Here is a 14,219-nt window from a genome sequence, read left to right as displayed (position 1 = left end):
ATGATGAGCAGCTTTATTCGCCATCTACCATGTCTAATAATTCTTCGCCTACATCTCCAGCCTCATTCTTAAAACTCTCCCAGACCGGCATGGAAGCTTCTTTCCATAAAGGAATATCTTCTTCTGGTACTTCATATACCTCCATCCCTCTATCCTTTAGTTCCTGTAAGGTTCTCTCATCCTCCAGCTTTGTCTGGTGACGAATCCATTCTTCTGTTTCATTGGCCGTTTCCTCGATTAAGTTTTGTGTTTTTTCTGGTAATTCATCCCAAAAATCTTTATTTACTCCAAGAATAAACTCGAAATAAACATAATTATTTACCGTTAAATAATCGGTTACTTCATCGTAATTACGCTGCACCATTGCAGTAGTTCCAGATGTCGCGCCATCAACTGTTTTCCTCTGCAGTCCCATATAAACTTCTCCCCCGCCCATAAATACAGGCGATGCACCATAAGCTTGGATAAATTCAGAAGGGAGTGCTCCGACACTGCGAATTTTCAGTCCTTTAAAATCTTCCGGTGATTCTAATGGATGTTTATTGTTCGCAAATTGTCCAAAACCATAATCCGCAAACATAAGCACCTTCACGCCGACATCTTTCATCTCTGAGCGAAGTACATTTCCCAATTCGCCGTTCAATGCTTCCCCAGCTTCTTCGTACGTCTCAAATGCATAAGGAACATCAAATATTCCCATAGCCGGTACAGTAGAAGCCCAAATTGTGGATGAATTCATTCCCATTTCTACACCGCCTGTTAAAAGCGACTGGTTCATATCTTTATCTGTCAGCAGCTGTCCATTCGCAAAAACCTGCATATCAATCTGCCCATCTGACTTCTCTTCTATTTTCTTAACAAATTCTTCAACACCCTGTGAAATATGGTGATCAGCAGGCAGGTTATAAGCTAATCGGATCGTAGCTGGTTCATATTCCTTTCCGCTTGCCTCTGTTTCCTGCTTATCATTGCTGCAGGCTGCCAAAATGATTCCTGCCATGAATAGCAAGAAAGTAATCCGTAATAGTTTTTTCATTTAATCATCTCCTTCACCGTACGCTCTCTATCAAGATGGCGTATTCTTCCCAACGGCATCTTCGAAGTAAGACTTGCTGCAAAATCTGCAGCTTCAAACAATTTAGTTACATTAATCCCTGTATCAATCCCCATACGTTCAAACAAATAAACCAAATCTTCCGTTGCTAAATTCCCTGCCGATCCTGGAGCAAATGGGCATCCTCCAATACCGCTGACTGCTGTTTCAAAAATACGTACACCTGCCAAATAAGCAGAATATGCATTCGCGATTCCCAAGCCTCTTGTATCATGGATATGGAAAGAAACCTCTGTTTCGCCCGCCATATCCAATACTTTTCTAAACAGACTATCTACCTCATCCGGTGTTGCAATTCCAATCGTATCAGCAATTCCAATTCTGTCCGCTCCTGCTTGTACAGCTTTTTCTACCAGCTTTAGAACTTTTTCTTCTTTTACTTTTCCTTCATAAGGACATCCAAAGCTGACAGCAATCGAGAAGCAAATCTTTATTCCTTTAGATTTCGCTTCTTTAATCACATCATTGAATATTTCGAAATTTCTATCCATAGTCATTCCTAAATTTTTATCGCTGAATGTTTCTGTTGCCGATGCTGCCCAGTTTAGTTCCAGTCCCTGAAAATGGCTTGCCCTCATAAACCCTTTTTGATTTGGGATTAATACAATAGCCTGTAATTTTTCATTTTGGCTAACCTGTTTCAATACTTCTTCTGCATCCGCCATCTGTGGAACTCTTTTTGGATGAACAAAAGAAGAAACCTCAACTTTTCCTAACCCTGCTTCTGTTAATTTATGAATGAGCTTTACTTTATCTTCTGTAGAAACTAATTCTGTTTCTGTCTGTAATCCATCGCGGGGGCTTACATCAATAATGGTTACTTGTGACATCAGATAATTCCTCCCTGCTTTAGCCGTTTAAAATCTTCATAGGAGAAGTCCAAAAATTCCTTATAGATTTCCTCATTATGCTCACCAAGTGCCGGACCATTTGTCTCTATTTTCCCTGGTGTTTCTGAGAGCTTTGGAACAATGCCAGGAGTTTTTACCTTCTTGCCATCCTCCAGCTCAATTTCCTGTATCATATCCCGGGCACTGTAATGTGCATCATTAATAATATCTTTAATACTATAAATTGGACTGACCGGTACAGAGGCTTCATCTAAGATTCGCTGTACTTCTTCAATCGGATATTGTTTTGTCCAGGATTCAATTATTTTGTCAATATATTCCACATTATTTACTCTATCCTGATTTGTCGCATATTTTGGATCAATGGCCATATCCTCTTTCCCTATTGCAGTCATCAGACGCTGGAATATCCGGTCTCCATTTCCACCTATAATGACATAAGAACCATCCGCACATAAGTATGAATTAGATGGTGCAACGCCAGGCAATGTACTTCCTGTTCTCTCACGAATTTCTCCTGTTAAATCAAATTCCGGAAGCATCCCTTCCAATAAACTAAATACAGATTCATAGAGAGCGACATCCACTTCCTGCCCTCTTTTTTCTTCATCATGATCCCGTACCCGCAGTGCCATTAGCGTACCAATAACTGCATACAATCCGGCTACCATGTCTCCAATAGCAATCCCGACTCGAACTGGCGGCAGATCAGGATATCCTGTCAAATATCTTAAACCTCCAACAGCTTCTGCAACACTGCCAAATCCGGCCTTTTCCCGATAAGGACCAGTCTGCCCGTAACCGGAAATTCTCGTTAATATCACCGATGGATTAACTTCCTTTAAAGCCTCATAACCCAAACCCCATCTTTCCAAAGTCCCCGGTTTAAAATTCTCCAGAACAACGTCTGCTTTTTTCGTCAGTTTTTTAATGATTTCCTGCCCTTCTGCCTCACGAAGGTTGACTGTAATTGATTTTTTATTACGTGATTGGACATGCCACCAGACGGATGTATCCTTATACATCACTCTCCAGTTTCTAAGTGGATCTCCATTTGTGGGCTCTTCTACTTTAATAACCTCTGCTCCAAATTCGGAGAAAAGTTTTCCAGCAAAGGGAGCTGCTACAATATTTCCTAATTCTAATATCCTTACTCCTTCAAGAGGCTTTTTCGTACGCATCTTATCCCTCCAGCTCTTTTCTGTTTAAATTCATAAAATGTGTAAAATCTCTTTCAATATGCTGTTTCATTAATTCTTTTGCACCATCTGCATCCTGTTCGGCAATTGCCTCCCATATTTGTTCATGATCTACAAATGCTATCTCCTTGTATTTTGGATCTTTATCAACAATAACTTCCCTGTAAAAACTGTTAACACCTCTCAACATTCGAAGCATGGATATAAGAAACGGGTTCGCACTGGCTTCAATAATGATGTCATGAAAAGCTACAGTAACCCGTTTTTCATCCTGTGTTTCTTGATGAAGAACTGTATTCTCTACTTCCTTCTTCATCATCAGCAGTTGTTCATCTGTCCGCCTCATAGCAGCATAATAAGCAGCAAGAGATTCCATTTCTATCCTGCACTCATATAGATATTGATAATCTGTAAGCGATGGCTCAACTACTGTAACACCGCCTGTTTTTGATAAATTCAGAAACCCTTCCTTCTCCAGCATCCGTATCGATTCACGGATGGGGCTTCTGCTCACATTCAGTTCTTCTCCAATCTTTTCTTCAATCAGTCTTTCTCCAGGTTTGAATTTTCCGACAATAATTTGCTCTCTTAAGTAATCATATACCTGACTCTTTAATGTTTTTTTCACAATATTTACAATGACGATCACCTCTTGTATACAGTATACATTTGTATTGTTCATACTATTACAATAAAATTCAAAAGTCAAACTATTTTTAAAGGTAAATTTAATAAAATCAAAATACCCATTCCCTTTAGGTAAACAGCAAATAGAACCGTGTATCTGCACAGGATACACGGTTCTATTTATCCAATCTATTCTCTTTAAAGAAGGCTACTTTTACTTAATTGATCAACTGCTAAAATCGCTTCTGCAATGTCATCCGCAGTAATTTCCTTAGAAAGATTGCTCATTGTTTCCCCTTCTTGTGTTGCTGCTTCTCCAACTTTTCGCAAATCTTCATAGGATACTTCATCTAAATGTATTTCCTTTAATGTAGTTGGCAAGCCTAATGAACGATAGAATGCTATATATTTTTGAATTTCATCTTCCGAATGCAGTTCAAGTACGAGCTGTGTCAAAGTACCATACGCAACCTTTTCCCCGTGGGTCAAATGATGAATATCCCCATCGAGTACTGTAAAGCCATTATGAATTGCATGTGCCGCCGCCAATCCGCCGCTTTCAAAACCAAGTCCTGATAATAGGGTATTTGCTTCCACCACAGCCTCCACGTGTTTGGTTACCAGCCCTTTTTCTACTGCTTTATAAGCTGGTTGCGCATAGGCAAATAAAGTTTTCTCACAAACTTCTGCAATAGCACGTGCGGCTATACTAGTTTTACCTCCAGCCATTGCCTCTCCATTACTCTTAATCGTTGCCCTTGCTTCTACCCATGTCGCCATCGCATCTGCAATTCCTGATGCAAATAATCGAGGCGGTGCGCCAGCGACTACTTTTGTATCAACAAGTACTAATTCTGGATTTTTATTGTAAAATTTATAGGACTCAAATACACCATCATCATTATAAATAACAGATAGAGCGCTTGTCGGTGCATCAGTTGATGCTGTGGAAGGCACAATAACAACACTGACCTTCAGTTCATCAGCAACTGCTTTGCCGGTATCAAGTGTTTTTCCGCCACCGACTCCAATTACAAAATCTGCCTCTGCTTTTTTACCTTCCTCTGCTATACGGCTGATTTCATTTAAGGAAGCCTCTCCATTAAATGAAACAAAGTGAAAATCGATATTCGCATCTTTTAGACTTTTTTCAACGGTTTCTTTCGTAATTTCCCATACGACCTCGTCAGATATAATTAATGGTTTCTTACCAACCGCATCAACGTATTTTCCAAGCTCTTTTAAAGCTCCTTTTCCTTGAACATACTTGCTCGGTGAAGTATAAATAATATTTGGCATATAATCTCTCCATTCCTTAAATTTGTAATTATTATATTACACAGCTCATAATTTATTAAACATGAGTAAATTGCAGCTTATATGTTGTATTAAATCTAAAACCGATTCTTCCACTTCGGGTAAAAATAGCAGTTAAAAATAACATATATTACCGCCATAGTAAAGCTGTTAATCAAAATACGCTCTCCTTCATAATATGCCCCTTTTTAATGTTTTTACTGCAAATCTTTATATAACTACTATAAACACCTTATACAATGAAACCTTTTAGCACGATATCAAAAAATAAACATGCAAGGATGTGTTTCTATCCATTGCATGTTTATTTTTTTATTTAGCAATATCACTCCGGTAAAAAAAGTTACCGTTTAATTCTGTTTTATCCAGCTGCTGATACACTTTATCTACGGCCTGTGATAATGTTTCTGCCCGGCTGCCGACCAGAAGTACTCTTCCTCCGTCAGATACTAGCGTTTCATCTACTTTTTTTGTTCCTGCATGAATAATATAAGTATATTCTTTATCATCAAAATACGGGAGAGGATTCCCCTTGCTATATGAACCGGGGTACCCTTCTGATGCAAGGACAACACCTACACAAGCTTCTGCATGCCATTCTAGATTCGGGTTCTTTTTCTCCAATACATCCTGCATGACTTGTACCAGGTCATTTTTCAATAATGGAAGTACCACCTGGGTTTCTGGATCCCCAAAACGGGTATTGAACTCAATTACTTTTGGACCATTCTTCGTAAGCATTAATCCTGCATAAAGAATCCCTGTGAAAGGTCGCCCCTCTGTCATCATACCTTCTGCTGTTTTCTTTAGAATTTGTTCTACAGAAAATTGATAAGCCTCCTCCGTTAAATCGGGAATCGGCGCAAAAGCTCCCATGCCTCCTGTATTTGGCCCTTCATCATTATCAAACGCCCTTTTATGATCTCTTGCTGCCATCATTGGGTATACTTTATCCTCGTGTACAAATGCCATTAAAGAGAATTCAGCGCCTTCCATATACTCTTCAATAACAACTGTAGAGCCGGCCTGATTAAATGCTTTATCAACAAGCATATCATCAATCGCCTGATTAGCTTCTTCCTCTGTCATCGCTACGATAACACCTTTTCCCGCTGCCAGGCCGTCTGCTTTAATAACAATCGGGGCGCCGGTCTCGGCAATGTTTTTTTTGGCTGCCTCTGCATCTTGAAAAACACCATAGGAAGCTGTTGGTATATCATATTTTTTCATAAAATCCTTTGCGTAACTTTTGCTTCCTTCCAGCCAGGCTGCTTCCTTTGAAGGAGCAAAAATAGCAAGATTTTCCTGATGAAAATGATTTGCGATACCAGCATTTAATGGATTTTCCGGTCCTACAATCGTTAAATCAACTGCTGCTTCTTTGGCAAAAGACACCAGCTCTTCTATATTCATTTCATCTATCGGAATACATTCTGCATCCTCTTCCATTCCGGCATTTCCTGGAGCAGCATAAATTTTCTCCAGCTGTTGATTTTCCTTTAATTTTTTAACAATACTATGCTCTCTGCCACCGCGGCCTACTACTAATATTTTCATAGCTTATCCTCCGTTTCCAGCATCTCAAACAAATTGATTTCTTTAATAAAATAACCAGATATTGATTAAAAAGCCCCTGCATACATAGAAAAGAAATACAGGAGCTTCTATATATAATTAATGTTTAAAATGACGGACAGATGTGTTGACCATGGCGATACCATATTGATTACATACATCAATGGAGTCCTGATCACGTTTGGAGCCGCCCGGCTGGATAATCGCTGTGACACCAGCTTTAGCAGCTGCTTCTACGGTATCAGGCATTGGGAAAAATGCATCCGATGCAAGCACTGCTCCTTTTGCTTTATCTCCTGCCTGCTTGATTGCAATTTCCGCTGCACCAATCCGGTTCATCTGACCGGCCCCCACGCCAATAGTCTGTGCATCCTTAGCAAGTACAATAGCATTTGATTTCACATGCTTTACAGCTTTCCAGGCAAATAATAAATTAGCAATCTCTGCTTCTGTCGGCTGTTTTTCCGTCACAACCTCTAATTCATCAACTGTTATCTCTTTTACATCTAAATCCTGAATAAGAGCACCACCATCAACGGTTGTCATCCGTTTTTGATCTGCCTGCTGATTAGAAACATCCAATTCTAATAGACGGATATTTTTCTTTTTCGTTAATAAAGCCAGCGAATCCTCATCAAAGGAAGGAGCAACGACTATTTCTAAGAAAATAGAAGAAAGCTGTTCTGCTGTTTTTATATCAACCGGACGATTGCAGGCAACGATGCCTCCAAAAATAGAAACAGGGTCTGCTTCATATGTACGCCCAAAAGCTTCTGCCAAGGTCGAGCCAATTCCGATACCGCACGGGTTCATGTGCTTCACTGCAACAGCAGCAGGTTCTTTATAATCGCGCAGAATTTCTAATGCTGCATTCGTATCTTGAATATTATTATAAGAAAGCTCCTTACCATGCAATTGATACGCAGTCGCCAGGGTTGCAGCGTTCTGAATAGGTGATTTGTAAAACGCTGCCCGTTGATGCGGATTTTCTCCATAACGCAGATCCTGCACTTTTTCATATGTTACTGTATATGTTTCCGGGAATACCTCTTCTGTTTGTGTTTGGAAATACGCAGCAATCATTGCATCATAATGTGCTGTATGACGAAACACCTTAGCTGCCAATTGCTGACGGAAAGCATAGGTATCCTCTTCTTTTTCTAAAGCTGCTAATACAGATGAATAATCAGAAGGGTCTGCGACAACAAGTACATCCGCAAAATTTTTCGCTGCCGAACGTAGCATGGAAGGCCCGCCAATATCAATGTTTTCAATTATCTCGTCATGGCTTACTCCCGCCTTTTGAACGGTTTCTTTAAATGGATAGAGATTGACTGCAACAAGATCAATCGGAGCAATATGGTGCTCTTCCATTTGCGTACGATGACTCTCATTGTCACGTTTTCCTAAAAGCCCGCCATGAATCATTGGATGTAATGTCTTTACTCTGCCATCAAGCATTTCCGGGAAATTTGTCACTTCCTCTACAGGAATAGCCTGTACACCAGATTCATTTAACAAACGGATCGTTCCGCCAGTTGATAAGATTTCAAACCCTTTTGCTTCTAATCCTTTTGCAAATTCTGCGACACCTGTTTTATCAGATACACTAATAAGCGCACGTTTTTTCATTATAATTCCTCCGTTACATTCTGCGTAAGTTGTTTTATCACATTTGGATATAAGCGGTGTTCTACCGCCTGAATTCTAGTTTTCAACTGTTCTTCCGTCTCACCCGGAATCATTTCTATTTCTTCCTGTGCAATGATTGGACCTGTATCCATTCCTTCATCTACATAGTGAACTGTGACTCCAGTTTTCGAAACCCCGGCCCGATAAGCTTTCCCAATTGCATCCTTGCCGGGGAAATCCGGCAAAACAGACGGGTGAATATTAACAATCCTGCCCTCATAATGCGAAAGTAATGTTTCCCCGATAAGTCGCATATAACCGGCTAAGAAAATCCATTCTACTCCCAGAGATTGAAGCTTTTCATAGATTACTTTTTCATATTCCTGCTTGGAGGAAAAGCTTTTTGGAGTCAGTACAAGTGTCTCAAGACCTGATTTTTCAGCCTTAGCTATGACAGCAGCTCCCGGTTTATCACAAACAAGCAAAACTATAGAGCTTGCAATTTTTTCATCCTGCATCATGGCATCAAAGTTACTGCCTGTTCCTGATGCAAATACACTCAGCCTTTGCTTCATGAAGTAATTTGCACCTCTTCACCTGGAATGACATGTCCAATAACAGCAGCCTCGATATTGTTTTCTTTCAATACATCACAAATGGCTTGCTCATCTTCTTTAGAAACAGCAACCACCATGCCAATTCCCATATTAAAAACACGATACATTTCACGTGCATCAATTTTCCCCAGCTGTTGCAGAAAAGGAAAGATTTCAGGAACGCTCCATGCCTCCTGCTGCACTGCTGCTCCAAGGCCTTCCGGAAGCATGCGTGGTATGTTTTCATCAAAACCGCCGCCTGTAATATGCGCAATACCTTTTATATGTACTTTTTCTTTGATAGCTTTAATCGCTTTGGTATAAATCTTCGTAGGTTCCATCAGAGCCTCACCTAAAGGCCTTGATAGCCCATCTGGTGTCTTTTCAAAATCGAGCCCTTCAATCAGCTTGCGGACAAGAGAATAGCCATTGGAATGAATGCCGCTGGAGGCTAATCCAATCAGAGTGTCTCCTTCTGTAATCGTTTTTCCTGTAATAATCTCTTCTTTCTCAACAATACCGACAACGAAACCAGCTAAATCATATTCATCTGCCTCATACATACCCGGCATCTCAGCTGTTTCCCCGCCGATCAATGCAGCATTTGCTTCCTGACAGCCCGCCGCAACACCGGATACTATCGCTTCAATTCGGGCAGGATCATTTTCCCCGCAGGCAATATAATCTAAAAAGAAAAGCGGATTGCCTCCCTGTGCAACAATATCATTGACACACATCGCTACTAAGTCAATTCCTACCGTATCATGCTTATCCAGCTCAAAAGCAAGCTTTAATTTTGTACCGACCCCGTCTGTTCCCGAAAGCAGAACAGGCTCTTTATAAGAAAAGGAGGATAAATCAAATGCCCCGGCAAAGGAGCCTAAGGAGCCCAATACCTCTTTCCGATGTGTTTTTTTTATATGTTTTTTCATTCTTTCTACTGCTTCGTAGCCCTTTTCAACGTCTACACCAGCTTTTTTATAAACATCTGACATATTTTTTACCCTCCAAAGTGATTTTTGATCTTAGCAGTTTGATGTGTCCATTTCCTTCTTATCAGCCGGGGCAACAGGATACAAACCTGTCATACAAGCCATGCATACGCCTTGATTGATTGTTTTATCCTTGACAATTGCATTCTCTAATCCCTCTTCTGACAAGTAGGCAATACTGTCCGCCCCAATAATTTCACCAATTTCCTCAACGGTATTGTTTGCTCCGATCAGCTCTTCCTTGGTAGACATATCAATCCCGTAATAACACGGATCCGTTATCGCCGGAGAAGCAATACGCACATGAACTTCACTCGCACCTGCATCCTTCAGCATTTTCACAATCCGCCGGCTCGTGGTTCCACGGACAATCGAATCATCAATCATAATGACACGTTTTCCTTCTACAATCCCGCGGACAGGTGACAGCTTCATTTTTACTCCCAGCTCTCTTAATTCTTGCGACGGCTGGATAAATGTTCTTCCTACATAACGATTTTTGATAATGCCCATTTCATACGGAAGCTTGCTTTCTTCTGCATAGCCGATAGCAGCTGAAATACTTGAATCCGGCACACCGACCACTAAATCTGCGTCAACTGGAGCTTCCTTGGCTAATTCTTTCCCCATCTGTTTACGGGAGGCATGTACATTGACATAATTCACATCACTGTCAGGCCGGGAAAGATAAACATATTCCATCGCACACATCTGTCTTTTTCCTCGTGGAGCAAACCGGAATGAAGTCAGACCTTCTTCATTAATTTTAATCAATTCTCCCGGTAAGACCTCTCTTTCAAAAGTGGCACCGATCTGGTCAAAAGCGCAAGTTTCAGAAGCAACCACATATGCTTCACCCAATCTGCCAATCGAAAGTGGTCTTATTCCGGCAGGATCCAGTGCGGCATATAATGTATCATCCTCTAAAATAAGGTAGGCATAAGCGCCTTTAACACGGTTAAGAGCCTCTGAGATGGTTGCTTCGGTCACTTCCCCGCTCCGTTTAATCAAATGCGCCAGCACCTCTGTATCTGAAGTAGTTTGAAAAATACTTCCCTCACTTTCGAGTTCTTCACGTAATTTCGTTGCATTCATTAAGTTTCCATTATGTGCTAGAGCCATCCCGCCGGTCAGAGACTGAAAAACAAGAGGCTGCACATTTTCAAGTCCTTTTCCACCCTGGGTTGCATACCGGACGTGTCCTAAGGCTATTTCTCCGCTAAAATCATCAAAATTCACATGCTTAAAGACATCATTAACGAGGCCAAGCTGTCTATGAGCTTTTAATTGCATATCCCTGCTGACAACAATCCCTGCCCCCTCCTGACCGCGATGCTGCATCGAGTGTAATCCGTAATAGGTTAATTCTGCTGCTTTCTCATGCCCCCAAATGCCGAACACACCACATTCTTCGTTTATGCCTTTGATTTCAGCAAGCATGGAATAGCTCCTTTCCAAAGTGCTTTTAATTCAGCAGCTTCTTCCTGAAGAATTGTTTCATTATTTGTCTTTACCATCAGCTTATTATCTGCTGTTACCTCACCCAGCTTTGCTGCATCTACAAATACTTCTTCAAAAGCACCCTGGTTCTCAGGCTTTACGGTAACAAGAAAACGTGACTGTGTTTCGCTGAACAGTTCCACCGTGGCATTGCCTGAAAGCTCAACTTTTGCGCCAACCACTTCATCCGCGAATAAAGATTCCGCTAAAGCAACTCCTAAGCCGCCCTCTGCAAGATCATGTGCAGATTGGATCTTTCCTTTCCGAATCAAAGAAAGCAGTTTTTTCTGACGTTCTGTCTCTATTTTCAAATCCAGGTACGGAGCCTTTCCTTCATATTTCCCCTCCTGAATAAATTGCAATTCACTGCCGCCAAATTCATTTCGTGTTTCACCAATTAGATAAATGATATCCCCAGCTTCCTGGAAAAAACTTGGTGTAATATGTGCTGTTGATTCGTGCAATCCAACCATGCCGACAACCGGCGTCGGGTAAATAGATTTTCCTTTAGATTGATTATATAAGGAAACATTTCCACTAATAACCGGCGTTTGTAATGCTTCACATGCAGCACTCATACCTTCTACACTTTTTTCCATTTGCCAGAAGATTTCCGGATTCGTCGGATTACCGAAATTCAATCCATCTGTTAGTCCCAATGGTTTAGCTCCAGAGCAGACAATATTACGGGCAGCTTCTGCGACAGCAATCTTTCCGCCTTCCTCCGGATCTAAATAAATATAGCGGGAATTACAGTCTGTCGTGATTGCTAATGCTTTATCTGTTCCTTTAATACGGACAACTGCTGCATCAGATCCTGGTGTAACAACAGTATTAGTCTGCACCATGGAATCATATTGATCATATACCCATTCTTTACTGGCGATGGTTGGCTGCTGCAGTAATTGTTTTAAAGTTTCTCCATGATTATCTACATTGGGTCTATGGGCCTCCATCTGTTGAAAAGCTTGATAGTATTCAGCTTCCTTCGACGGCATATGGTACACTGGAGCATCATCCGCTAACGAATCCACAGGAATATCTGCTACAACCTCATCATGATGTTTAATCCGGAACACTTTTTCCTCGATAACCTTTCCAACAGGAACGGCCTGCAAACCATACTTTTCAAAAATATCAATGATTTCCTGCTCACGGCCAGTCTTTACACAAAGAAGCATCCGCTCCTGTGATTCAGACAGCATCATTTCATAGGCAGTCATATTCTGTTCACGCTGCGGTACAAGATCTAAATTCATTTCAAGACCAGTACCCGCTTTACTTGCCATTTCACTTGCAGATGAGGTTAAACCGGCAGCCCCCATATCCTGCATTCCTACAAGCGCATCAGAATGAATTACCTCCAAACATGCTTCAATGATCAGTTTTTCCATGAATGGGTCACCAACCTGAACAGCAGGACGGTCTTTATTGGAATCCTCAGCTAAATCATCCGAGGCAAAGGTAGCTCCATGAATACCATCTCTTCCTGTTGGTGGTCCTGCATACAAAATTGTATTGCCAATACCGGCAGCAATTCCTTTTTGCACATCACCATGATTAATCAGTCCCACACACATTGCATTGACAAGCGGATTATCTTCATAGCTGTCATCAAATTGCACCTCTCCGCCAACTGTCGGAACACCGACACAATTTCCATAACCGGCAATACCGGCAACAACTTCTGAAAAAAGATACTTGGTACGGTTGGTGGTTAAAGGTCCAAAACGTAAAGAATTCATTAATGCAATCGGACGGGCACCCATGGAAAATACATCACGGATAATTCCGCCGACACCGGTTGCCGCTCCTTGATATGGCTCCACAGCAGATGGATGATTATGGCTTTCTACCTTGAAAACAACAGCCTGTCCATCTCCTATATCGATTACTCCTGCTCCCTCTCCCGGACCCTGCAGAACGTTCGGGCCCTCTGTCGGAAATTTTCTTAAGAGCGGTTTAGACGTTTTGTAGCTGCAATGCTCTGACCACATAACCGAAAAGATTCCGGTCTCCGTAAAATTCGGGAGGCGGCCAAGGATCGTTTTGATTTTTTCAAACTCTTCATCACTTAAACCCATATCCTGATACAATCGGTCTTGTTCAATTTTCACTGGATTAATACTATGCGTTAACTGCATTGCTGCTCCTCCAATTCGCAATCATAGATTGAAATATTCGTAAGCCGTCTTCACTTCCTAATAATGCTTCCACTGCTCTTTCCGGATGCGGCATCATACCCAGCACATTACCGGCTCTATTACGGATACCGGCAATATCTGCCACAGAACCATTGGGATTATTTTTATAGGTGAATACGATTTGATTGTTGGCTTTTAGTTCATTTAATGTTTCATCATCACAGAAATAGTTACCTTCCCCATGCGCAATTGGAAAACGGACTACTTCATTTTTATCGTATAATGGAGTAAAAACATTCTCGTTATCCTCAACAATCAATTCTTCCTGATGACACATAAAGGAAAGATTTTTATTGCGCATTAACGCCCCAGGTAAAAGCCCTGATTCCGTCAAAATTTGAAATCCGTTGCAAATGCCCAGTACAGGCTTGCCTTTTTCCGCATGCTCACGAATTTTATTCATAATATCTGATGTAGAGGCCATTGAACCGGATCGCAGATAATCTCCATAAGAAAATCCGCCAGGGATAAGAATTCCATCTACATCATCCAGTAAATGCGTATCGGTATACCAGACCAGACTGGCTTCGGCACCTGCAACTTCTCCTGCCGCATGATACATATCCCTGTCACAATTGGAACCTGGAAAAACAATAACAGCTACCTTCACAA

The 14,219-nt window shown here is 41.2% G+C and carries 12 protein-coding genes; all 12 read right to left on the bottom strand.

The window, feature by feature from the left end; translation table 11 throughout:
- Positions 1-13: 13 nt before the first annotated feature.
- Entirely contained in the window at positions 14-1,036 is a 1,023-nt protein-coding gene (locus tag MKY30_RS14205; protein WP_341084390.1) for a TRAP transporter substrate-binding protein, read from the bottom strand.
- The gene (locus MKY30_RS14200) at positions 1,033-1,944 is read right to left on the bottom strand and encodes a hydroxymethylglutaryl-CoA lyase (RefSeq protein ID WP_341084389.1); all 912 of its coding nucleotides are present in this window, start codon (positions 1,942-1,944) and stop codon (positions 1,033-1,035) included. The genes MKY30_RS14205 and MKY30_RS14200 overlap by 4 nt, the downstream gene beginning before the upstream one ends.
- Positions 1,944-3,146 (bottom strand): CaiB/BaiF CoA transferase family protein, encoded by a 1,203-nt coding sequence (locus tag MKY30_RS14195; protein WP_147209771.1) that lies wholly within the window; start codon positions 3,144-3,146, stop codon positions 1,944-1,946. The genes MKY30_RS14200 and MKY30_RS14195 overlap by 1 nt, the downstream gene beginning before the upstream one ends.
- 1 nt (position 3,147) lies before the next feature.
- Positions 3,148-3,846, bottom strand: coding sequence for a GntR family transcriptional regulator (locus MKY30_RS14190; protein WP_339285411.1), 699 nt, complete (start codon positions 3,844-3,846; stop codon positions 3,148-3,150).
- 143 nt (positions 3,847-3,989) lie between these two features.
- Positions 3,990-5,090, bottom strand: a complete 1,101-nt coding sequence (locus MKY30_RS14185) for a glycerol dehydrogenase (RefSeq protein ID WP_341084386.1) — start codon at positions 5,088-5,090, stop codon at positions 3,990-3,992.
- A 330-nt stretch (positions 5,091-5,420) separates the two neighbouring features.
- Positions 5,421-6,665, bottom strand: a complete 1,245-nt coding sequence (purD, locus tag MKY30_RS14180; protein ID WP_156987275.1) for a phosphoribosylamine--glycine ligase — start codon at positions 6,663-6,665, stop codon at positions 5,421-5,423.
- Between the two features lie 117 nt (positions 6,666-6,782).
- Positions 6,783-8,315 carry a bifunctional phosphoribosylaminoimidazolecarboxamide formyltransferase/IMP cyclohydrolase gene (gene purH / locus MKY30_RS14175; RefSeq protein WP_156987278.1) on the bottom strand — a complete coding sequence of 511 codons (1,533 nt, stop codon included), beginning with the start codon at positions 8,313-8,315 and terminating at the stop codon, positions 6,783-6,785.
- Positions 8,315-8,890, bottom strand: a complete 576-nt coding sequence (gene purN, locus MKY30_RS14170; protein ID WP_147209775.1) for a phosphoribosylglycinamide formyltransferase — start codon at positions 8,888-8,890, stop codon at positions 8,315-8,317. Before purN ends, purH begins: the two co-directional genes overlap by 1 nt.
- Positions 8,887-9,906, bottom strand: coding sequence for a phosphoribosylformylglycinamidine cyclo-ligase (purM, locus tag MKY30_RS14165; RefSeq protein ID WP_341084380.1), 1,020 nt, complete (start codon positions 9,904-9,906; stop codon positions 8,887-8,889). Before purM ends, purN begins: the two co-directional genes overlap by 4 nt.
- Before the next feature lie 30 nt (positions 9,907-9,936).
- Positions 9,937-11,343, bottom strand: a complete 1,407-nt coding sequence (purF, locus tag MKY30_RS14160) for an amidophosphoribosyltransferase (protein WP_147209777.1) — start codon at positions 11,341-11,343, stop codon at positions 9,937-9,939.
- Positions 11,319-13,547, bottom strand: coding sequence for a phosphoribosylformylglycinamidine synthase subunit PurL (gene purL, locus MKY30_RS14155; protein WP_341084378.1), 2,229 nt, complete (start codon positions 13,545-13,547; stop codon positions 11,319-11,321). The genes purF and purL overlap by 25 nt, the downstream gene beginning before the upstream one ends.
- Positions 13,531-14,217, bottom strand: a complete 687-nt coding sequence (gene purQ, locus MKY30_RS14150; protein WP_341084377.1) for a phosphoribosylformylglycinamidine synthase subunit PurQ — start codon at positions 14,215-14,217, stop codon at positions 13,531-13,533. The genes purL and purQ overlap by 17 nt, the downstream gene beginning before the upstream one ends.
- Between the last annotated feature and the right edge of the window lie 2 nt (positions 14,218-14,219).

The sequence above is a fragment of the Oceanobacillus sp. FSL W8-0428 genome, assembly GCF_038004405.1.
In the GTDB taxonomy this organism is placed as follows: Bacteria; Bacillota; Bacilli; order Bacillales; family Amphibacillaceae; genus Oceanobacillus; species Oceanobacillus sojae.
Note: the sequence above shows the minus strand (reverse complement) of the source record. Positions and strands in the feature narration are given on the sequence as shown.